General features: G+C 60.4%; 22 protein-coding genes and 1 tRNA gene. 9 read left to right on the forward strand and 14 right to left on the reverse strand.

The genetic code is table 11. The features are described from left to right. Positions 1 to 64: 64 nt before the first annotated feature. A complete protein-coding gene (locus CLV74_RS02510; RefSeq protein ID WP_106262649.1) occupies positions 65 to 841 on the forward strand; it encodes an alpha/beta hydrolase in 777 nt (258 codons plus the stop codon). Here the strand turns inward: CLV74_RS02510 and CLV74_RS02515 are convergent. From CLV74_RS02515 to CLV74_RS02530, 4 genes are all read right to left on the reverse strand, one after another. Next, positions 838 to 1,626 (reverse strand): HTD2 family dehydratase, encoded by a 789-nt coding sequence (locus CLV74_RS02515; RefSeq protein WP_425430964.1) that lies wholly within the window; start codon positions 1,624 to 1,626, stop codon positions 838 to 840. The two genes, CLV74_RS02510 and CLV74_RS02515, sit on opposite strands and share 4 nt — an antisense overlap. Then, positions 1,619 to 2,155: an NADPH-dependent FMN reductase gene (locus tag CLV74_RS02520; RefSeq protein WP_106262650.1), complete on the reverse strand. Its 537-nt coding sequence runs from the start codon at positions 2,153 to 2,155 to the stop codon at positions 1,619 to 1,621. The genes CLV74_RS02515 and CLV74_RS02520 overlap by 8 nt, the downstream gene beginning before the upstream one ends. A 163-nt stretch (positions 2,156 to 2,318) precedes the next feature. Beyond that, the gene (locus CLV74_RS02525; protein WP_106263073.1) at positions 2,319 to 3,008 is read right to left on the reverse strand and encodes a YiaD family glycine zipper/OmpA-like lipoprotein; all 690 of its coding nucleotides are present in this window, start codon (positions 3,006 to 3,008) and stop codon (positions 2,319 to 2,321) included. Positions 3,009 to 3,135: 127 nt separating this feature from the next. Further along, positions 3,136 to 3,966 carry a methylated-DNA--[protein]-cysteine S-methyltransferase gene (locus tag CLV74_RS02530; RefSeq protein ID WP_106262651.1) on the reverse strand — a complete coding sequence of 277 codons (831 nt, stop codon included), beginning with the start codon at positions 3,964 to 3,966 and terminating at the stop codon, positions 3,136 to 3,138. 102 nt (positions 3,967 to 4,068) lie between these two features. Between CLV74_RS02530 and nth the strand changes: the two genes are divergently transcribed. Both nth and CLV74_RS02540 read left to right on the forward strand, forming a co-directional pair. After that, a complete protein-coding gene (gene nth / locus CLV74_RS02535; RefSeq protein ID WP_106262652.1) occupies positions 4,069 to 4,713 on the forward strand; it encodes an endonuclease III in 645 nt (214 codons plus the stop codon). Beyond that, complete coding sequence (locus CLV74_RS02540) at positions 4,710 to 5,702, forward strand: adenosine kinase (RefSeq protein ID WP_106262653.1); 993 nt, start codon at positions 4,710 to 4,712, stop codon at positions 5,700 to 5,702. Before nth ends, CLV74_RS02540 begins: the two co-directional genes overlap by 4 nt. 105 nt (positions 5,703 to 5,807) lie before the next feature. Here CLV74_RS02540 and CLV74_RS02545 read toward each other — a convergent pair whose 3' ends face one another. The 6 genes from CLV74_RS02545 to puuE form a co-directional block, all read right to left on the reverse strand. Further along, a complete protein-coding gene (locus CLV74_RS02545; protein ID WP_170107966.1) occupies positions 5,808 to 6,545 on the reverse strand; it encodes a 2-dehydro-3-deoxygalactonokinase in 738 nt (245 codons plus the stop codon). A gap of 52 nt (positions 6,546 to 6,597) precedes the next feature. Continuing rightward, positions 6,598 to 8,343 (reverse strand): SulP family inorganic anion transporter, encoded by a 1,746-nt coding sequence (locus CLV74_RS02550; protein WP_106262655.1) that lies wholly within the window; start codon positions 8,341 to 8,343, stop codon positions 6,598 to 6,600. A gap of 70 nt (positions 8,344 to 8,413) precedes the next feature. After that, complete coding sequence (locus CLV74_RS02555) at positions 8,414 to 10,090, reverse strand: bifunctional protein tyrosine phosphatase family protein/NAD(P)/FAD-dependent oxidoreductase (RefSeq protein WP_106262656.1); 1,677 nt, start codon at positions 10,088 to 10,090, stop codon at positions 8,414 to 8,416. A gap of 158 nt (positions 10,091 to 10,248) precedes the next feature. After that, positions 10,249 to 11,634, reverse strand: coding sequence for a uracil-xanthine permease family protein (locus CLV74_RS02560; protein ID WP_106262657.1), 1,386 nt, complete (start codon positions 11,632 to 11,634; stop codon positions 10,249 to 10,251). 188 nt (positions 11,635 to 11,822) lie between these two features. Then, complete coding sequence (locus CLV74_RS02565) at positions 11,823 to 12,638, reverse strand: bifunctional allantoicase/(S)-ureidoglycine aminohydrolase (RefSeq protein ID WP_106262658.1); 816 nt, start codon at positions 12,636 to 12,638, stop codon at positions 11,823 to 11,825. Beyond that, on the reverse strand, positions 12,635 to 14,047 hold the full coding sequence (puuE, locus tag CLV74_RS02570) for an allantoinase PuuE (RefSeq protein WP_106262659.1): 1,413 nt from the start codon (positions 14,045 to 14,047) through the stop codon (positions 12,635 to 12,637). The genes CLV74_RS02565 and puuE overlap by 4 nt, the downstream gene beginning before the upstream one ends. 158 nt (positions 14,048 to 14,205) lie before the next feature. Here puuE and uraH point away from each other — a divergent pair, with 158 nt between their 5' ends. Continuing rightward, the gene (uraH, locus tag CLV74_RS02575; RefSeq protein WP_106262660.1) at positions 14,206 to 14,565 is read left to right on the forward strand and encodes a hydroxyisourate hydrolase; all 360 of its coding nucleotides are present in this window, start codon (positions 14,206 to 14,208) and stop codon (positions 14,563 to 14,565) included. A gap of 39 nt (positions 14,566 to 14,604) precedes the next feature. Here uraH and CLV74_RS02580 read toward each other — a convergent pair whose 3' ends face one another. After that, positions 14,605 to 15,573, reverse strand: a complete 969-nt coding sequence (locus CLV74_RS02580; RefSeq protein WP_106262661.1) for a zinc ABC transporter substrate-binding protein — start codon at positions 15,571 to 15,573, stop codon at positions 14,605 to 14,607. Between the two features lie 73 nt (positions 15,574 to 15,646). Here CLV74_RS02580 and CLV74_RS02585 point away from each other — a divergent pair, with 73 nt between their 5' ends. From CLV74_RS02585 to CLV74_RS02595, 3 genes are read left to right on the forward strand one after another with little or no spacing between them, the layout of a single operon-like run. Next, the gene (locus tag CLV74_RS02585) at positions 15,647 to 16,132 is read left to right on the forward strand and encodes a Fur family transcriptional regulator (protein WP_106262662.1); all 486 of its coding nucleotides are present in this window, start codon (positions 15,647 to 15,649) and stop codon (positions 16,130 to 16,132) included. Then, positions 16,129 to 16,869 (forward strand): metal ABC transporter ATP-binding protein, encoded by a 741-nt coding sequence (locus CLV74_RS02590; RefSeq protein WP_106262663.1) that lies wholly within the window; start codon positions 16,129 to 16,131, stop codon positions 16,867 to 16,869. Before CLV74_RS02585 ends, CLV74_RS02590 begins: the two co-directional genes overlap by 4 nt. After that, positions 16,862 to 17,656: a metal ABC transporter permease gene (locus CLV74_RS02595; RefSeq protein ID WP_106262664.1), complete on the forward strand. Its 795-nt coding sequence runs from the start codon at positions 16,862 to 16,864 to the stop codon at positions 17,654 to 17,656. The genes CLV74_RS02590 and CLV74_RS02595 overlap by 8 nt, the downstream gene beginning before the upstream one ends. A gap of 74 nt (positions 17,657 to 17,730) precedes the next feature. Here the strand turns inward: CLV74_RS02595 and CLV74_RS02600 are convergent, their stop codons facing one another. From CLV74_RS02600 to CLV74_RS02610, 3 genes are all read right to left on the reverse strand, one after another. After that, a complete protein-coding gene (locus CLV74_RS02600) occupies positions 17,731 to 18,048 on the reverse strand; it encodes an H-NS histone family protein (protein WP_106262665.1) in 318 nt (105 codons plus the stop codon). A gap of 931 nt (positions 18,049 to 18,979) precedes the next feature. Next, positions 18,980 to 19,055: transfer RNA gene (locus CLV74_RS02605), tRNA-Ala, on the reverse strand. A gap of 96 nt (positions 19,056 to 19,151) precedes the next feature. Next, positions 19,152 to 19,481, reverse strand: coding sequence for a TIGR02300 family protein (locus CLV74_RS02610; protein ID WP_106262666.1), 330 nt, complete (start codon positions 19,479 to 19,481; stop codon positions 19,152 to 19,154). 104 nt (positions 19,482 to 19,585) lie between these two features. Here CLV74_RS02610 and CLV74_RS02615 point away from each other — a divergent pair, with 104 nt between their 5' ends. Together CLV74_RS02615 and CLV74_RS02620 are read left to right on the forward strand one after the other, a co-directional pair. Then, entirely contained in the window at positions 19,586 to 20,278 is a 693-nt protein-coding gene (locus CLV74_RS02615) for a M48 family metallopeptidase (RefSeq protein WP_106262667.1), read from the forward strand. Between the two features lie 30 nt (positions 20,279 to 20,308). Further along, entirely contained in the window at positions 20,309 to 20,965 is a 657-nt protein-coding gene (locus CLV74_RS02620) for a GntR family transcriptional regulator (protein WP_106262668.1), read from the forward strand. The last annotated feature ends 2 nt before the right edge of the window (positions 20,966 to 20,967 follow it).

Genomic DNA, 20,967 nt, shown 5'->3' on the forward strand with positions numbered 1-20,967 from the left:
AAATCTTGCTGTGATAGGGAAAACAGCCCAAGCTGCCCTTGTCCAGCACTCACAGGGGTTTTGTATGAACTTGGATCGCGCATACGAGAATACAGCGTTCATCGACGGCGGAAGTTCCTACCCCGCCCGATGGAAATCGCAAGCTGAGGCGTTTCGCATCGCCCAATCCGCCCGTGCGCGGCTGGATCAGCGGTATGGCGACGGACGGCGGCATCTCTACGATCTGTTCTTGCCCGAAGGCGCGGCCAAGGGGCTGCTGGTTTTCATCCACGGGGGCTACTGGAAAGCCTTTGATAAATCTTACTGGTCCCATTTGGCGGCGGGCGCGGTTGCTGCCGGTTGGGCGGTGGCGATGCCCATGTACACGCTGGCCCCAGAGGCGCGGATCAGCGCGATTGTCCAAGAGGCCGCTGCGGCGGTTGCGACTTTGGCTGATGTGGTCGACGGGCCGATTGTGCTGACGGGGCATAGCGCGGGCGGGCATTTATCGGCACGTCTGGCGGTGGGGGACTTGCTGCCCAAGGGCGTGATGCACCGTATCCGCCGCGTGGTGCCGATCTCGCCCGTCGGGGACCTGCTGCCGATGACCCAGCTTGAGATGAATGACATCCTGAAGATAACTGAGGATGAGGCCCTGACCGAAAGCCCTGTCTATTTGCCTGCGCCACGCGTGCCGGTGACTGTGTGGGTTGGCGGGGCCGAGCGTCCTGTCTTTGTCGAACAGGCCGCCATGCTGGCCAGAATGTGGGAAGCGCCCCTGCAAATCGCCGATAAGCGCCATCATTTTGATGTCATCGAGGATATGGCGCAGGGGCCGCTTTTGGATTTGCTGTTCGCTTAGGCCTTGGCCGACGCGCTCATGCATTGGCGCCCATCGGGGCCACGCACCCAGAAATTGCCCTGACTGTCGGTCATGAACTGCACCACTTCGGGGCAGATCAGCGGGGCGGTGGCGCGGAAGCTGAACTCGGACAATTCGCCAAGCGCCTCTTTCGCCAGCAGCATCAGAACCTGCGCCAGAAGGGGGCCGTGGACGACCAGACCGCTGTAGCCTTCGACGTCGCGGCAGTAGTCCAGATCGTAGTGGATGCGGTGGCCGTTGAAGGTCAGCGCCGAGTAGCGGAAGACGTCCGTGCTAGAGAAAGACCGCTCTAGCAGCACCTCGCCTTCGGAGGCCATTGGTGGGGGCGGTGCGGGTTGATCGGGGCTTGGGTCTTCGCGGTAAACGATGTCCTGCCATTCGGTCACACAAAGCTGCCCGTTCTGCCGCACCTCATGCCGCGCGGTGACAAAGGCCAGCGGGCCGGTGCGCCCTTGTTTGTGGGCGCAGCTTTCGATGACCGAGGTCTTTTCCGCAGGAATGCCGGTCTGGATATCCCGATGAAATTGTAGACGTCCTCCGGCCCACATACGGCGCGGCAGGCCCATGTCGGGCATCAGGGATTCGCCCAATGCGGGGTGTCCATCGCGGCCCAGACGCGGGTTCGGCAGGGCCTCCCAGAAGTAGATCTGGTGAAAGAACGGCGGCAGCGCCTGCGTCGGCGCTGGTATTTCCAAAGTGACCGCCAGCGCCTGAGCGCGGGCGGGGTCCATCGTGTGGGTGATCTGAAGCGTGGCGTCAGCCAAGGGCGACCTCTTTCTTCAGCCTGTCCAGCAGGCCTTGCAGCATTTTCACGGTCTGGTCGTTCTTTAGCGTGCCATCTTCGGCAAAGGCCTCATGGGCGACGGCAACGGTGACCAGCGGTCCGGGGATAATGCGCGCCTGATGGGGCACAAGGCAAGTGCGGGTCATCAGCTGGCCAGCCTCGCCGCCCGTGCGGCCCATGTTGGCGGACAGCACCAGAACGGGTTTGTCTTGCAGAGGCAGGGTCTTGTTCCGGCTAATCCAATCCAGCGCGTTCTTCAGCACGCCAGTGATGCCCTTGTTGTATTCGGGAGACGAGATAATCACCGCGTCCGCATCCTCGATCTGGGCGATCAGGGTCTTTACAGGGGCGGGTAGCCCTTCGGCCTGTTCAAGATCGCCGTCATAGAGCGGCAGGTTCAGATCGGCTTCGGTGTAGCTGGTGGGTTCCACCAAGCGCACAGCCTCGGCCAGAAGTTTGCGGTTGTAGGCCTCTTTGCGGAGCGAGCCGGAGATACCAAGGATTTTCATGAGCGGTGCCTTTTGAACGTCAAAACCAGAGTTGTTGAAAGGGTAACCTAGTCACATCGAAAGAGGTTCCAGCCGTTTTCGCGCAGCCACTCTGCCGCATTGCACAACGAAAAACGTCCGGCACGGGGCCGGACGTTCAAACGTTTCACTAGATCGCGCCGGATCAGTTGGTCGGCGTGATGATGATTTCCACGCGGCGATTCTGTGCGCGACCTTCGGGTGTGAGGTTCGATGCGATGGGTGCATCCTCGCCGCGGCCGTAGGCCTGCACGCGGGCGGGCGATACGCCGTTCTGGAACAGTACGCTGGCCACAGACTGGGCGCGGCGCTGGGACAGATCGTAGTTGTAGGCAGCCTCGCCTACGTTGTCGGTGTGGCCGATCACCTGCACGGTCGAGTTCGGGTAGGCGTTCAGGTTGTTCGCCAGTGCGCCAAGGTCGCGGCGCAGGTCCGAACGTACATCGGTGCTGTCGGTCGCGAACAGGATGCCCTGAGGCATGGTCACGATCAGCTGGTCGCCGGTGTTGTTGATGTCGATCGACTGGTTCTGAAGGTCAGCACGCAGGTCTGCGGCCTGACGGTCCAGATGGTTGCCAACGGCTGCACCCGCTGCACCGCCGATGACGGCACCGATCAGGGCGCCTTTTGCCCGCTCGTCCTTGTCGGCGGCTGCGGCACCAACCACGCCACCAAGCACACCACCGATCACTGCGCCGGACTTGGTGCGGGCATAAGGGTCTGCGGGCTGGGTCTGGTAGCCGCCGCTACCGCTGTTCAGATATGCGGGCTCCATACATGCCGAAAGGGCAAGTGTGGCGGTTATTGCGGTGGCGATCATCACGCGTTTGGTCATTGGCTCTGCCTTCTTGATTTCGGGCATTGTGCCCTTTTGGTCGAACTATAGCCTAATGCGCAAAGATGGGGAAAGTTGCATTCTGGTCTAAATAAGCGGCAGTTTGCCTAACTTTTCGTGTGAAATATTACGGTTTGGCCTCTGCAATTGCGGACTCGTAAGCCAGAATTGCCCGTTTCACGGGCAAGCCCCAGTGATAGCCGCCAAGCTCGCCCGATTTGCGCAGGGCGCGGTGGCAGGGGATCAGATAGCTCACAGGGTTGCGCCCCACAGCGGTGCCAACCGCGCGGACGGCCTTAGGGTTGCCAGTCACGCGGGCGATTTCCGAATAGGTGCTGACGTGGCCGCTGGGGATTTGCAGCAGCGCCTCCCATACCTTGATCTGGAAGGGGGCACCGATCAGATGCAGGTGCGCCTCGCCCTTCATGGCAAAGGCGGCGGTCACCTGATCGCGGATCGGGGTGCCATCATGGATGAACTGCGCTTTGGGCCAACGGGCTGCCATATCGGTAAAACTGGCCTCATCCCCCATCTCGGCGGTGAAGGCCAAGCCGCACAGGCCCTTGTCCGTGCCCATCACCATGGCAGGGCCGAAGGGGCTGTCAAAGGTGTCCCAGTAGATGGTGAGCCCTTCGCCTTTGCGGGCGAAGTCACCGGGGCTCATGGCCTCCCACCGCAGGAACAGATCATGCAGGCGGCCGCTGCCCGAGAGCCCCAGCGAGTGCGAGACTTCTAGCGTCGTCATACGCTCGGCCAGCATGCGTTTGGCTTGGCCCAGTTGCAGGTATTGCTGGTAGCGTTTGGGGCTGACACCGACCCATGCGGAAAAGCTGCGCTGAAAGTGGGCGGGGCTCATGTTCATGCGGCTTGCCAGTGCATCAAGGCTTAGGGGCTGGTCGGCGGCGTCGATCTCTTCGATGGCGCGGCGCATGATCTGATAGTGATATGTGTCCTGCATCTGCGTGCCTCCTGCAACAGTCGCCATAATCCATGGCATGGAAAGCTCTCATGGTGCGACCCGATTGTTGCGCAAACGGAATTCGCAGGGCATGGAGGGAGCATGGCCAAGCAACTCGACTATACGACGATGCGTGAGATCTTCACGCGCTTTCAGGACGCGGAAGCAGAGCCCAAGGGCGAACTGAACCACGTCAACGCCTACACGCTGGTGGTGGCTGTCGCCCTTTCGGCGCAGGCGACTGATGCGGGCGTGAACAAGGCCACTGCCAAGCTGTTCGAAATCGCGGACACGCCGGAGAAGATGCTGGAGTTGGGCGAAGAAGGTCTGATCGAGCATATCAAGACCATCGGCCTGTTCCGCAACAAGGCGAAGAACGTCATCAAGATGAGCCGCATTCTGGTGGACCAATATGGCGGCGAGGTTCCCAATTCCCGCGCCGCGCTGGAAGGTCTGCCGGGGGTTGGTCGCAAGACCGCCAATGTGGTTCTGAACATGTGGTGGCGCTATCCGGCGCAGGCAGTGGACACCCATATCTTTCGCCTAGGGAACCGTAGCGGCATTGCGCCCGGTAAGGACGTGGTCGCGGTCGAGCGGGCTATCGAGGACAACGTGCCGGTGGATTTCCAGCAGCACGCCCATCACTGGATGATTTTGCACGGACGCTACATCTGTCAGGCACGCAAGCCCAAATGCGGCGCTTGCCTGATCCGTGATCTGTGCCAATTCGAGGATAAACAACTGTGAGCAAGAAATATCAGGTCGTCGGCATCGGGAATGCCATCGTGGACGTGCTGACCCAGAGCGAAGATACGTTTCTGGAGATGATGGACATCGAAAAAGGCATCATGCAGCTGGTCGAGCGTGAGCGGGCCGAGTTGCTGTATGCTTCGATGAAAGAGCGTGTTCAGACGCCCGGTGGCTCGGTCGCGAATACGCTGGCGGGTCTGGGCAAGCTGGGTCTGCGCAGTGCCTTTATCGGCCGTGTGCGCGATGACGCTTTGGGCCGGTTCTACGCGCAGGAAATGGAGACCGGCGGCACGGATTTCGTGAACGCGCCTGTGGCGGGGGGTGAACAGCCGACCTCGCGCAGCATGATTTTTGTCTCGCCCGATGGTGAGCGCTCGATGAACACCTATCTGGGGATCTCTGCCGAAGTGGGCCCCGATGATGTAGACCCCGCTGTGGTCGGTGATACCGAATATCTGTTCCTTGAAGGCTACCTCTTTGACAAGGACAAGGGCAAAGAGGCGTTCCAGACCGCAGCGCGCCTGTGTCAGGAAGCTGGTGGTAAGGCGGGGATCGCGATTTCTGATCCGTTCTGCGTCAACCGTCACCGCGAGGATTTCCAGCGTCTGATCGGCGAGCTGGATTTCGTGATCGGGAACGAGGCCGAGATTTTGGCACTGTTTCAGGATGAAGATCTGGACGTGGCGCTGGAGCGCGTGGCCCAGAAGTGCCCGCTGGTGGTCTGCACCCGTTCGGGCGACGGGGTGAGCATTGTGCGCGGTGAGACCCGCGTAGATGTACCCGTTGAAAAGATCGTGCCTGTGGATGCCACTGGTGCAGGCGATCAGTTCGCCGCCGGTTTCATCTTTGGCATGGCGACAGGAGCCACTTTGGCGACTGCAGGCCGCATGGGCTGTATTGCCGCCCGCGAAGTGATCGGCCACATGGGGCCGCGTCCCAAAGCCGATCTGCGCGCCCTGTTCCGCCGCGAAGGTGTGTTGAACTAAGCGTTTCCGGTCCCTTGGGGGACCGGAGCCTTCGGCGAAGGTATTTTTGCCAAGATGAAAGTAGCGGCTTTCTGCCGTGGTGGGCGCCTCTTGTTGGAGGCGCCTTTATAGTTTTGCCAGCTTAGCGAGGGCGCGGAAGCCTTGGGCCGTCATGCGGTCATAGCTAGCCAATGTGGCGGGGGCATGTTGGGCTTTGAGGCCGCTTTGATAGGCTTTGGCAAGGGGGCCGTCGGCGATCAGGGCCAGATCCTGTCCCAGCCAGTAGGCGCGGGTGGCGGCAAGGTCTGCGCCGATGAGGTGGCCGAGGGTGCGGTCTGCGCTTTGGGTGACCTCGGCGCCGCGCAGGTGGGTTGCGAGGCGTTCGGGGCGCGAGAAGGTGTCCGAGAGGGCGTTGGTGTCCAAGTCTTGCGCCGCTGGAGCGAGGGTGGTTGCCAATTGCGGGGTGAGGGTTCCGGCAAGGCTGACGACCTCTTTCGCGCTGACGTGGACCCATGTGGTTGTTGTGGCCCCGACGATGATCAGGATGCCGTCCCATTCAGAGTTGAGGTCCTGAAATCCGATGGCCGCGATGCGGGCCGCGCCGATGCGGTCGGCGGGGCTGGCTTGGCTGATGTTGGGAACAACGCGCAGCTGACCGCGGGCCTCAAGGGATTGGGGTAGGAGCGGGCACGGGGTTTTGTCAGCGGGAAGGCTGTGATCGGCAGCCAGAAGGGTTGGCGCCTGCGGCAGGGTTTGCGCTGTGACAGCCGTGCCAAAGTCGCGCCCTTTGAAGGGCCAGAGGCGGTAGCCGTCTTTGGCGGGAATGGCGCCAAACCAGTCTGCGGTATCGGGTGTTATGGTCATGCCAGAGCGCCTAGCAAGCATCGGGCGCTCTGGTCAATCATTGTTGCGCGGCTCAGGCGACGCGGGACTTGTCTGCGGCGGGCACCAATTCGCGGATCGCGTCGTACTGGGCAAGGAAGATCTTGCCGGTCAGGTCGTGCAAGAAGTGGCTGCGTTGCAGGCGGTCCATGACAGGGCCTTTGACCTCGGAGAGGTGCAGGGTGATGCCCATCTCTGAGAGGCGGGTGTTGATCGCCTCAAGGCTTTCCAGCGCGCTCATGTCGATCTCGTTCACGGCGCTGCACATCAGCACCACGTTCTTGATCGGCTGGTCGCAGATCACGCGGTCGGTGATGAAATCCTCAAGGTAGCGGGCGTTCGCGAAGTAGAGGCTTTCGTCGATGCGGATGGTCAGCAAGCTGGGGTGGGTCTGCACGTCATGGCGACGGATGTTGCGGAAGTGCTGGGTGCCGGGAACCAGGCCGACCTCGGCGATATGGGGGCGCGAGGTTTTGTAGAGGAAGAGGGCGATCGACAGCAGTACGCCTGCCGAGACGCCTTTTTCCACGCCGAACGCCAGCGTCACGACGATGGTGACGAAGACGGCGGCGAAGTCCACGCGCGAGTATTCCCACGTCTTCTTCAGGATGGAGAAGTCCACAAGGCTGAGGACGGCCACGATGATGGTGGCGGCCAGCGTGGCTTTGGGCAGGAAGAAGAGGGCAGGGGTCAGGAACAGGGTCGCCAGAGCGATGCCCACTGCGGTGAAGGCACCTGCGGCGGGGGTTTGTGCGCCAGCGTCAAAGTTCACCACCGAGCGCGAGAAGCCACCCGTTACCGGAAAGCCGCCCGACAGGGCCGAGCCAAGGTTTGCGGTGCCAAGGCCGATCAGTTCCTGATCGGGGTCGATCCGCTGGCGGCGTTTGGCGGCAAGGGTCTGCGCGACCGAGATGGTCTCTACATAGCCCACGATCGAGATCAGCAGGGCGGGGATGGCGATCTGGCTCCAGAGGCCAAGGTCAAAGCTGGGGATGGCAAGGCCGGGCAGGCCGGTGGGAATGTCGCCAACGACTTTGACGCCGGACTGATCAAGGCCAAGGGCGAAGGTCACAAGGGTTGTCACCACAACGGCAGCCACGGGGCCGGTACGGGCAAGGGCCGCGCCAAGCTGGCCGGTGATGCCGATTTTCGCCAGCGCGGGCTTGAGGTTGCCGCGCACCCAGAACAGGAAGCCGGTGGTCAGTACGCCGATGATGATCGTGGGCAGGTTTGCGTCGGGCAGGTATTCGATCCAGCCGTGGAAAATCTCGATCAAGTTGTCGCCTTCACCCTTGATGCCAAGGATGTGGCGGACCTGACTGGCGGCGATGATCACACCCGAGGCGGTGATAAAGCCCGAAATCACAGGGTGCGACAGGAAGTTGGCCAGAAAGCCAAGGCGTAAAAGACCCATCGCGGTCAGCATCAAGCCCGACAGGAAGGCCAGCAGGATCGCTGCGGTATAGTATTCTGGTGTGCCGTGGGCCGCCAACTGGCCAGCGGCTGCGGCGGTCATCAACGAGGCAACGGCCACGGGGCCGACTGCCAAGGCGCGCGAGGTCCCGAAAATCGCATAAATCACCAGCGGGGCGATGGATGCGTAAAGACCCACCTCTGCGGGCAAGCCTGCCAGCAGGGCATAAGCCAGCGATTGGGGGATGAGCATGATCGTGACGATCACGGCAGCCACCGCGTCACTGGTCAAGGTCTCTTTGTTGTAACTTCCCAGCCATTCCAGAATGGGCAGGTACCGTTTTACGGGGTGTCTTTCGCGTGCCATGGGCGTGCCTTCGACGAATTAGAACGAGGGGAGGAGAGACAGGCGACAGGTGCCGCCTGCCCTTATTGGGTTATTTGCCAGCCGAGACTTTCTCGGGGGTGGCCATCCATTCTTTCCCGCGCAGCATGGCCTTCCAGTAGATCGGGGGAAGGATCTGCTCTTTCAGCAGCCATGCCAGACGGGTTGGTTTGGTGCCGTCCAGCAGCCACTTGGGGAAGCTGGGCAGTAGGGTGCCGCCGTAGCCGAACTCGGCCAGAACGATTTTGCCGCGTTCCACGGTCAGCGGGCATGAGCCGTAGCCGTTGTAGACAGCGGTCGGGGCGCGGCCCTGAATGTCAGCGGTCATGTTTTCAGCCACCACAGGCGCCTGCATACGGGCGGCAGCGGCGGTTTTGGCGTTCGGGGCGTTCATCACATCCCCCAGCGACCAGATGTTGTCGTAGGTTTTGTGACGCAGGGTGCTTTGGTCCACATCGACCCAACCCGCCGCATCTGCCAGCGGCGAGACGCGGATAAAGTCGGGCGCGATCTGGGGCGGCACCACGTGGATCATATCGAACTCGGTCGTGATTTCGGTCGGCTCGGTGTCGGGTTTCGAGACCTTGAAGGTCGCGGTCTTGTTCTTGCCGTCAATCGACACGAGGTTGTGGAAGAAGTTCAGCGTCGCGTCATAGCGTTTCACGTATTCTTCCAGCGCGGGGACGTAGTCCTTGACGCCGAACAGCACACCGCCCGCGTTCATGAACTGGATGTCGATGTTCTTCAGAACGCCGGCGCGGTACCAGTTGTCACCCGACAGATACATCGCCTTTTGCGGTGCGCCCGCGCATTTGATCGGCATCGGGGGCTGGGTAAAGATCGCCTTGCCCGACTTCATGCCCTGCACCAGTTTCCAAGTGTAGGGCGCCAGATCGTAGCGATAGTTCGAGGTCACACCGTTGCGGCCAAGGGTTTCCACCAGACCGGGGATCGCACCCCAGTTCAGCTTGAGGCCCGGGCAGACCACCAGTCGGTCGTATTTCACCACGCGGCAGCCATCCAGAACGACGGCGTTGTTTTCGGGCTCGAACGCGGCGACAGCGGATTTGATCCAGTGAACGCCGTGAGGGATCAGCGAGCCCATGGTTTTTGCGGTGGTTTCGGCCTCAAAGATACCGCCACCGACCATAGTCCAGCCGGGCTGGTAATAGTGGATGTCGGCGGGATCGATGATCGCCACCTCCAGATTGGGGTTACGGGCGCGCAGACTGGCCGAGACAGCAATCCCTGCCGCGCCGCCGCCAACAACAACCACGTCGAACTTGGCATCGCCTTCGTCGGTGGGGGTTTTGCCGCCGTTCACGATGCGGCGGACCACACCGGCCATGTCGTAGCCAGCCGCTTTGGTCGCCGCGAGGATTTCAGAGGGCTGCTTGTTGCCAGCCTGGCTCAGCGACCACAGGGTCGCCGAGCGGGTGCCGGTGCGGCAGTAGGCCAATACGGGACCGGGCAATTCGATCAGGGCTTTGCCGAAGGTGTCGGCGTCTTCGTCAGTTACTTTGCCGGATGTGATCGGGATGTAGAGGGCGGTCATGCCCTGCGCTTGGGCCTCACGCTCGATCTCTTCGAATGTGGGCTGGTCTGCTGCTTCGCCGTCGGGGCGGTTGCAAATGATGGCTTTGAAGCCCTGTGCTTTGATGGCTGCAATCTGGTCCGCCGTAATTTGCGGTGCAACAGAGAGGCTGTTTGTAATGGGGCGCAGGTCCATGGAATCTCCTCCAGAAAGATGATCTATAAATATTCAAAATCGTGAATAATACAAGATGCTCTGAAAAATACCTTTGCTATCATAAGTTAAGGGCGCGCTCCGATGGAACGCGCCCTTTTTTGACCAAAGGTCAATGGCTTGTCTTTTCCCGTCAGGGTTTAGGACATGCCGCCCGAGACCTCTTCCGTACTTTCGGCACTAAGTTCGGCGGGCAGCACGAGGTTCAGGATGATTGCGATCAGCGCGGCGGGAAGGATGCCGCTGGTCAGCAGGATCTTCATGGTGCCAGGCATGTGCTGAAGGGCACCGGGTTCCAGTTGCAGGCCCAGACCCAACGAGAGGGCGATGGCGAAGATCACCATGTTCCGGCGGCTCCATGCCACATCCGACAGGATCGAGATGCCCGAGGCCACGACCATGCCGAACATGACGATCACGCCGCCGCCCAGAACCTCGATCGGGACGGTCGAGATGATCGCGCCCACTTTGGGGATCAGGCCGCAGACGATCAGGAAGATCGCGCCGATGGTGACCACGTGGCGGCTCATGACGCCGGTCATGGCGATAAGGCCCACGTTCTGGCTGAACGAGGTGTTGGGCAGCGCACCGAAAAGGCCAGCGATTGCGGTGCCAAGACCATCTGCAAAGGTCGCGCCCGAGATTTCCTTGTCGGTGGCTTCACGGCCTGCGCCGCCTTTGGTGATGCCGCTGGTGTCGCCCACGGTCTCGACCGCCGAAACAAAGCCCATGGCGCAAAAGCCGATGATGGCGGCGGCGCTGAATTCCAGCCCGAAGTGCATGGGGTTGGGTAGGGCAAGGGTGGCCGCACGGCCCACGTTGCCAAAGTTCACCATGCCAAAGAGCATCGCCACGATGTAGCCCGCGATCAGGCCAAGCAGCACTGCCGACACGGCGATCATGCCGCGGGTGAAGAATTTCAGTGCTAGGGTGACGACGACCACGACCATTGCGACGGTCCAGTTTTGCAGGCTGCCGTATTCCTCGGTGCCGATGGCGGGAACGCCACCTGCGGCGTATTGGATGCCGACCTTGACCAGTGCCAGACCGATCATTGTCACCACAAGGCCGGTGACCAGTGGCGGCAGGGCAAAGCGGATTTTGCCGATGAAGAAACCAAGGCAAAAGTGGAATAGACCGCCCACAAGGATGCCGCCCATCAGGACCGACATGGCCTCGACGCCTTTGCCTGCGACCAGCGGGATCATGATCGGGATGAAGGCAAAGCTGGTGCCCTGCACTATGGGCAGGCGTGCGCCGACGGGGCCGAGGCCAATGGTCTGGAACAGGGTCGCGATGCCCGCAAAGAACATCGACATCTGGATCATGTAGAGCATTTGCGGGAAATCGGGCGAGTTCGAGCCAAAGCCGAAGCCCGCAGCGCCTGCCACGATAATCGCGGGCGTCACGTTCGAGACGAACATGGCCAGCACGTGCTGGATGCCAAGCGGGATCGCTTGGGCCAGAGGTGGAGTGTAGTTTGGATCTCTGAGTTCGGCGGGGGAGCCGATGGAGGTGTCAGTCATTGTCCTATCCTTCCTGATGGGTGACGGGCCGCTTTGGTTGTTATGATTGTGCGGCTCTTGGCTTTGGCCCTTTGGGGGCGGGTGAGGCTCCTCCGCCTCGGGTCGTTTTGCATCTGGCGGGAGGGGGGCTGTCTGCCCCCCGGCGCTGGCGCGCCTCCCCCCGAAGGTATTTGGACCAAGATGAATGGTCAGAGCGTGAGGGCCGGATGGCGGTTCACGTCTTTGTAGAGGAGGTAGCGGAACGGTGTGTGGCCCTTGGCGATGCAGGCTTGGGGGCAGAAGGCGCGGAGCCACATGAAGTCACCGGGGCCGACGCGGACCCATTGATCGTTGAGGAGGTAGTCGGCCTCGCCTTCGAGGACGTAGAGGCCGTGTTCCATGATGTGGGTTTCGGCAAAGGGAATGCGGCCGCCCGGTTGGAAGGTCACGATGTTGACGTGCATGTCGTGGCGCAGGTCATTGGGGTCGGCAAAGCGGGTGGTGGCCCATTTGTCCGTGTTGGGCATCGGTGTCGGCGTGCGTTCAAGATCGCTGGTGACGAAGGCATCGGGGCGCGAGAGGCCCGCGACGCTTTGGTATTTTTTGCGCACCCAATGGAATTTCAGCGGGTTGTCGGCGGGGTTGTGGACCTGCCATGCGCTGTGGGGCGGGATGTAGGCGTAGCCGCCAGCGGTCAGGCTATGGTGCTTGCCATCAAGGATCAGGGACATGGTGCCTTCGGCCACAAAGAGGACCGCTTGGGCGTCGGGATCGGGCTCGGGGCGTTTGGAGCCGCCGCCGGGGGCGACCTCGACCGCGTATTGGGCGAAGGTTTCGGCAAAGCCCGAGAGGGGGCGGGCCAGAATCCACACGCGGGTGTCGGTCCAATCCGGCAGCAGGCTGGTGACGATGTCCCGATGGGTGCAGGCGGGCAGGACCGCGTAGGCGGTGGTGAAGATGGCGGTGCCGACGGGATCTTCGTCCTGTTCGGGCAGGCCGCCCGGGGGGAAGGCGTAGTGGGTCATAGAAGTTCCTCAAGGCGCAGGCGGGCGATCCGTTCGACCTGTTTGCAGGCCTCATGGAATTCGGTTTCGGTGTCATTGTTGATCCGGCGTTTAAAGGCGGCGAGGATCGAGGACTTGTCGTGATCACGCACGGCGATGATGAAGGGAAAGCCGTGTTTGTCGGTGTAGGCGGTGTTGAGGGCGGTGAACTGTGTCCGTTCCTCATCGGTCAGGGCATCCAGGCCCGCGCTGGATTGCTCGGCTGTGCTGTCAGCGGTCAGCCGCTTGGCTGCGGCCAGTTTACCTGCCAGATCGGGGTGGGCGCGCAGGACGCCAAGACGTTCGTCATGGTTGGCGCTGCGGAAGGCGCGGGCAAGGGCGTTGTGCACGCCTGCGGCGCGATCGTGGGCGGGGCCCAGTTCCAGATCGAAGGCGCGGTCGGCGATCCACGGAGAGTGTTCAAAGATGCCGCCGAAGGTGCCCACGAAGGTGTCGCGGTCCATCTGGCTGGGGCGGGGTTTGCGGGTGTGCGGATGGGTTTTGGCCCAGTGCTGCGCAATGTCGATGCGGCGCGGGGTCCAGACGTCGTCAAAGCCAGCGATATAGTCCAGAAAGCGCTTGAGCCCTGCCATTTTTCCGGGGCGGCCGATCAGGCGGCAGTGCAACCCGATGGACATCATCGCGGGGCGTCCATCAGTGCCTTCGGCGTAGAGGGTATCGAAGGCGTCTTTGAGGTACTGATAGAAGTGCTCTCCGGTGATGTAGCCGGGGGCGGTGGCAAAGCGCATGTCGTTTGCCTCAAGCGTGTAGGGGATGATCAGTTGATCGCGATCGCCCACTTCAAGCCAATAGGGCAGGTCATCGTCATAGGTGTCACTGACGTAGGCAAAGCCACCCTCTTCGGCCACCAGACGGACGGTGTTTTCGCTGCAGCGGCCTGTGTACCAACCAAGAGGGCGTTCGCCGACCACTTCGGTGTGCAGGCGGATCGCTTCCTGGATGGCGGCGCGTTCCTCATCCTCGGGCATGTCTTTGTGTTCGACCCATTTCAGCCCGTGGCTGGCGATTTCCCAGCCAGCGTCCTGCATGGCCTGCACCTGTTCAGGGCTGCGGGCCAGTGCGGTGGCGACGCCGTAGATCGTTACGGGGACATTCGCGCCGGTGAACAGACGGTGCAGCCGCCAAAAGCCCGCGCGGGCGCCGTATTCGTAGATGGATTCCATGTTCCAGTGGCGCTTGCCTTGCCATTGGGCCGCGCCTGCGATGTCGGACAGGAATGCCTCGGATGCCTGATCCCCGTGCAGAACACAGTTTTCGCCGCCTTCTTCATAGTTCAGCACAAACTGCACGGCGATTTTTGCGCCTCCGGGCCACTGGGGGTCTGGAGCATCGGGGCCGTATCCGATCATATTTCGGGCGTAGCGGGTCATGTGTGAGGCAGTCCTTTCTTTGCAACAGGAGTATGACGAACAGTTGCTGAGGTATTATCAAATATTTTTTGAAACAGTTTAGAGCGTAGGCTTTTGTTCAAACCATGCCCAAGGGGTGGGCAAACCCGTAAGATCCGCGCCAGCAAAAGGAGCAAACCATGGCTGAAGGATTTCTGACAACCCATGTTCTGGATACCGCCAAAGGGGTGCCAGCGGCCGGGATGACCATTGATCTGTATCGGATCGAAGGCGAGGCGCGGACACATCTTGCGACCAAGGTGACCAATGCCGACGGGCGCACGGACGGGCCGATCCTGCCGAAAGAGGCCTTTGCCACCGGTGTTTATGAATTGGTCTTTCAGGCGGGTGCCTATCTGGATGCCAGTGGCGTGCCCATGGAAGAGCCGCGGTTTCTGGATGTGGTGCCGATCCGTTTCGGGATCAGCGATCCGGAGTCCCATTACCATGTGCCGCTGCTGGTTTCGCCCTTCGGGATGTCCACCTATCGTGGCAGCTAAGGCAAAAGGAAAAGGGCGACCCGTGGGCCGCCCTTTGCTTTATCCTTTCAGGCAGGTGGCGATACTGTCTGCCAGATTTTCCAGAAGCTGCGGGTAGAGGTCGGGACCAGCGGGCAGGGTGCTGCCCATGGGGTCCAGAACGCCACTGCGCAGGTTCAGCTCTTTGGTGATTGCCTGGATATAGGCCGGATCGTGTTGGGGTTCGCTGAAGATGCAGGTTACGCCGTCCTCAGTAATGTGGTCCCGCAGGTCGGACAGATGACGCGCGCCGGGAGTGGCGGCTTCGCTTGAGGCGATGGTGCCGGTCACCTTGATCCCGAAATGATCGGTGAAGTAGCCGTAGGCATCATGGAAAACGACAATCCCCTGATCCTGATAGGGGGCCAGCGTTGCGCTGATGTCTGCCTCTAGTGAGGCAAGGCGATCTTGGGCCGCTTTGGCGTTGGCGGCGTAGGTGTCCGCACCTTCGGGGTCCAGATTGGTTAGGTATTCCGCGATAGCCCCAAGCCACTTTTGACCGTTTTCCGGCGAAAGCCACGCGTGGGGATCAAGGCCGCTGTGGTCATGCCCTTCATGATCGGAATGCTCTGCCTCATGGTGATCCTCTTCGTGGCCATGATCGTCGTGATTGTCATGGGCATCATGCGCATCGTGATCGTTATGATCTTCTTCACCGATAATCCGCTCATGGGTGCCGTCCACATGCAGCAGGGCTAGGGCAGAGTCTTCGCGGTCCATCGCCTCCAAGGTGCTGTCCAGCCAGAAGGCTAGCTCGGGTCCGGTCCAGATGATGCCATCTGCGACAGAGATCAGGCGGGCCTGACTGGGGCGCAGCTGGAAATCATGGGCGTCGCCGCCTTGATCCATAAGTAATTCAGCCTGTCCGCGATCCCCCATCACCATCAGGGCCAGCGCATGAACAGGGGGAATATCTGTGGCGATGGTCAATGGTGCGGCATGGGCAGCGGTGGAAAAAAGCAATGCTGCGGAAACGGTGAACAGACGCATGGGGGCTCCTTGAGGTTGCTGCGCCGCCCCTATATACTGTTACGTGATAATATAACAATACCCAGAGGTCAGGATGCGCGAGCCATCGCCAGCTTTTCACGATCACGACCATGCGAACTGCGCCGAAGATGCGCTGGCCTTTGCGGACGAACTGGCCTCGCGCAAGGGATTGCGTCTGACGCCCGTGCGCCGTCGCACCCTTGAGATTTTGCTGACCGAGCATCGGGCGATGGGGGCTTATGAGGTGCTGGATCGTCTGGCCGCAGATGGTTTTGGGAACCAGCCGCCGGTGGCCTATCGCGCGTTAGAGTTTCTGGTGGAGCATGATCTGGCCCATCGCATCCAACGCCTGAACGCCTTTGCTGCCTGCACCCATCCGGGGGACAAGCACTCGCCCGTGTTCTTGATCTGCCGCGCGTGCGACACGGTCGCCGAAGCCGCCGCCGAGGTGGTTCTGGACGCTATCGACAGCGCCGCCGAAGCCCACGGTTTTGCGGTCGAGCGGGTGAATATGGAAGTTCTGGGCCTCTGCCCCGCGTGCAAGGAGGCTGGCGCATGAGCTTGATCACCACCCAAGGGCTCACCATCAGCCACGGAGCCGATCCGGTGCTGCGCGACATTGATCTGGACATTGCCGAGGGCGAGATCGTGACGGTCATCGGTCCCAACGGCTCGGGCAAGTCCACTTTGGTGCGGGCGATCCTTGGCATTCTGGCCCCATCGGCCGGTATTATCCGCCGCAAAAAGGGCCTGCGGATCGGCTATGTGCCCCAGAAGCTGGCGATTGACGCGACCTTGCCGATTACTGTGCGGCGGTTTCTGTCTTTGCCCACGCGAATCAGCGACGACGTCGCGCGTCAGGCGCTGACCCGAACGGGGGTGCAGGGCTTGGAGGATCGGCAGATGGCGGCTCTGTCTGGAGGGCAGTTGCAGCGGGTGCTGCTGTCGCGGGCGCTGCTGTCGCAACCCGATATCCTGATTCTGGACGAGCCTACGCAGGGGCTGGACCATCCCGGTATCGCCGCCTTTTACACCCTGATCGAGGAAGTGCGCAAAGACACCGGCTGCGCAGTGCTGTTGGTCAGCCATGATTTGCATGTGGTGATGCGGGCCTCGGACCGCGTGGTTTGCCTGAACGGGCATATCTGCTGTCAGGGCACGCCGGGCATGGTGCAAAGCGCACCGGAATATCACGCGCTGTTTGGTGTCTCAGAAGGTGGCGCGCTGGCGATTTACGAACACCACCACGATCACACCCATGATCATATCCACGGCGAAGGCTGCACCCATGACTGATCCCTTTTTGATCCGCGCTTTTCTTGCCGGTCTTGGTGTTGCCATTGCGGCAGGGCCGTTGGGCTGTTTCGTGGTCTGGCGCAGAATGGCCTATTTCGGAGACGCCACCGCCCACGCCGCTATTCTGGGCGTCGCCCTTTCGCTGCTGATGGGAATGCCGGTGGCCTTCGGGACAATGGCGATTGCTTTGGCGATGGCTTTGACGGTGTCTGCTTTGTCGGCCCGCGCACATGGCGTGGATGCGACTTTGGGCGTTCTGGCCCATTCGGCATTGGCGATTGGCCTTGTGGCGATCAGCTTTGCCAATGGCGTTCGCGTAGATCTGTCCAGTTTTCTGTTCGGCGATATTCTGGCCGTTTCCAGCGAGGATCTGGTGGTGATTTTCACCGGCGCTCTATTGGTTCTGGCGCTTTTGGTCTGGCGTTGGCAGGGGCTATTGCTGGCGACGCTGAATCCTGAATTGGCAACGGCTGCGGGTGTTTCTCCGCGGCGCGAGCAATTGGTTCTGACGCTGGCGCTGGCTTTGACCGTTGCCGTGGCGCTGAAAGTTGTCGGAGCGCTTTTGATCTCGGCCATGCTGCTGGTGCCGCCCGCCGTGGCGCGCAGTGCCGCGAACACGCCCGAACGGATGGCCGTCGGCGCGGTTCTGGTGGGAATTGGTGCGGTGATCGGGGGGCTTTGGGCCTCTTGGACGTTGGATACGCCCGCTGGCCCCAGCATTGTGACGGTGGCTGCGATTGCCTTTGCCCTGTCTTTGCCGCTGCAAGCCATGCGGCGCGGGCGCTGAGCCGCTCCTGTAACGACAAAAGGCGCCCCTTGAGGCGCCTTTTTTAATTCATCCGAAATGGATGCGGGCTGCGTTTATTGCAGCTCTAGCTCTTCCATGTCGCGCCCTGCGTTCAGGTGCTCAATCACCCACGCGGGCTTGCGGCCACGACCGGTCCAGGTGACCGACGAATCCTCGGGGTGGCGGTATTTCGGAGGCGATTTCGACGCATTCGCTTTGCGCTTGCCTTCAACAACTTCATTCAGGGTAAAGCCCATTGCGCGTGCTTCAGCTTCCAGACGCTGGCGCGCTTCGTTGATTTTACGGTCCTGATATTCGTTAATCGCCTTTTCGACGTCTTTCTGTAGTTTTTTAAGCTCGCTCAGGTCGAGCTCATTGAGATCAATGCTCATGTTGGTTTTCCCCATCCAAACTGTAACTGGATAATCATGATTTCCACCTATTAGTAAATACATAATTTCCAAAAATTCAATACTGAGCGCAACGAAATCAGTTGGATCGGCATTCTGGTGGGTGCGCCAGTCGGGGAATTAAGTGCGCATTTATGTGCGATGAAGTGTCGAATTGATAGAGAATAGGTGAAAAATACCGCTTTGCATTCCATGGGCTGGCTTTGCGTAGTTCATTTGCGCAGATGTAATGGCTTTTCCGCACTTGCGGGAAAAACCATGAAGCCAGAGTTAACATATATTTGAGAAGGAGGTTTTGACCTCATCGCTCGAAGTGTCTTTGATTCGGGGTGAATGGCTATCAGAGCGGGTCTCTGTTGCGGCTTTGGTCAGGTTTCCGTCCTGAGACGCTCTGAGGACTGCCCGTATAACTTGTTACTGCGCACGGAAGGTGACCTGTCATTTCCATCAAGGTCCGCTGTGGTGTTACCTTGGGTTTGCTTTTCAAAAATATACGATTACTTCGGCTTTTCATCGGGATAAGGGTGGTGCTTGGTCTGCCCCGAATTGGTATTTCACGCTTGCGTGTTTCCTGTATGAGCTGGGTAGACTGCAAATACATACAACCAATGGTTGATAACTGCATTGGCCCAAGGCGGTTGCCCGAAGTCGCGAAGATTGTTCATCGATCACGCATCAGGCGGCTTGGCCGCGCATCTGACGCGATCTGTAAGCACGCTTTGACGAACGTGCTTTGGACCATTTCGGAGGATCTGCGCAAAAGATGGTTTTGGCTGATTGCAAAGATTGCCGCGTGTCGCATCCCATCAAAGGGCGTCCGAACTACGCAGGTGCAGAAAAGTGGTGCGATAAAAGTATCAATCACCAATCCCGTAAGGATCAGGATCAAATCGCTATCATTTTAAGAAGGATTTGGTGGAGCCAAGGGGGATCGAACCCCTGACCTCTTGCATGCCATGCAAGCGCTCTCCCAGCTGAGCTATGGCCCCGAACCTTATGTCACCGCGTTGGGTGTGCGGTGCTAACTAGATAAGCGCGCGGGGGAGTGCAAGCGCAAAAAACATCCCCCGAGCGATTTTTTTATATCAGCTGTCGTCGTCTTCCGACGCGACATCTGTGATGTCGTCAAGGCTGACACTATCGTCATCATCGTCGTCCAGCAGATCATCATCCAGATCCATATCTGCTGAATCGTCATCATCCAGAATGACATCATCATCATCGTCAGATTCGCGTGCTTTCAGCTTGCGGGTCTGCTGATCTTCACCGTCGGTGGGGATCATGCGCGACTTTGCAGTCTCGATGTTGACGACCTCGCCGGTGTAGGGGCTGACGATCGGATTTTTGTTCAGGTCGTAGAAGCGTTTGCCAGTCGTCGGGCAGACGCGCTTCACGCCCCATTCTTCTTTGGGCATGGGCAATCCCTTTCGCTCTCTGGTGCTTGCAGGCGGTCGCAGACCCCTGCCATAAGGTCGGACGGGTGTCAAAGACAAATCTGGACACCCCATGGAGCGCGCATATGGGACAACATATCATTTCTGGCAACCCCCCCGTTACGGTGATTGTGCGCAAATCTGCGCAAGCACGGCGGATGACGTTGCGGGTATCGCGCTTGGACGGGCGCATTACCCTGACAATGCCCGAAGGGGTGCCAGAAGCCCAAGGTGTTGCATTCGCGAAAGAAAAAGAGGGTTGGCTGCGTAAACAGATCGCCAATCACGTCACGGTTTCCAAAGTGGATTTTGGGACATCTTTGCCGGTCGAGGGGCGCCTTCGTGTGATCCGACCCTGCGAGGGGCGGCGGGTGATCCTTGAGGATGACGCCCTCTATGTCCCAGGACATCGGGATCAGGTTCCCGTAAAATTGCGCACTTTTCTGAAAGAAACTGCGCGTCGCCGTTTGGTTGAGGCTGCCCATCGCTATGCGGGACGGCTGGATCGGGCCTATAGCTCGATCGTTTTGCGGGACACGCGGTCCCGTTGGGGATCGTGTACAGCTGAGGGGCGGCTGATGTTCTCGTGGCGGCTGATTCTGGCGCCGAAAGACGTGCTGGACTACGTGGCGGCCCACGAGGTGGCGCATCTGGCTCATATGGACCACTCACCGGCCTTCTGGCGGGCGGTTGAGCGGATCTATGGCCCTTACCAAGACCAGCGGGATTGGCTGCGGACTGACGGCAACCAATTGCACGCTTATCGCTTTGAGGATTGACGGAATCCACCTTTGTGATCACAAAAGACCATGCTTATTTCGAACCGCTCCTACGACTCTGCAACGCCCCAGTCGGCCCATGATCGCACCTACCGGATGCTGCGCAGCCGCATCATGTACGGCGAGTTGCAACCGGGCGAGGCCTTGACCCTGCGCGGGATCGGGAAAGAGTTTGGTGTGTCAATGACCCCCGCGCGTGAGGCTCTGCGCCGTCTGGTTGCGGAAGGGGCGCTGACCCTGTCGCCCTCAGGACGTGTGGCCACGCCAGAGCTGTCGAACGAACGGATCGAAGAATTGGCCGCTATTCGCGCCTTGCTGGAGGTCGAGCTAGCCTCGCGCGCGCTGCCCCGTGCCCATATGGCGCTGATCGACCGTCTGGAGGCGATCCACGCCAGCATCAGTCCGATCATCAAAAAGCACGACGCTGTGGGCTATATCCGCACTAACCTAGAGTTTCACCGGACGCTGTACCTGCGGGCGCAGGCCCCTGCGATGCTGGCTATGGCGGAAACGGTTTGGTTGCAATTGGGGCCGACTATGCGTGCCCTATATGGCCGTCTGCGCCGGACCGAGCCGCCCCAGTACCACCGCCACATCATCGCGGCCCTCAAAGCGGGTGATGAACCCGGTCTGCGGCTGGCTGTCCGGTCAGATGTGACCCAAGGCTTGCGCCTGTTGGTGGCATGAAA

It is taken from the genome of Donghicola tyrosinivorans (assembly GCF_003003355.1).
GTDB lineage: Bacteria > Pseudomonadota > Alphaproteobacteria > Rhodobacterales > Rhodobacteraceae > Donghicola > Donghicola tyrosinivorans.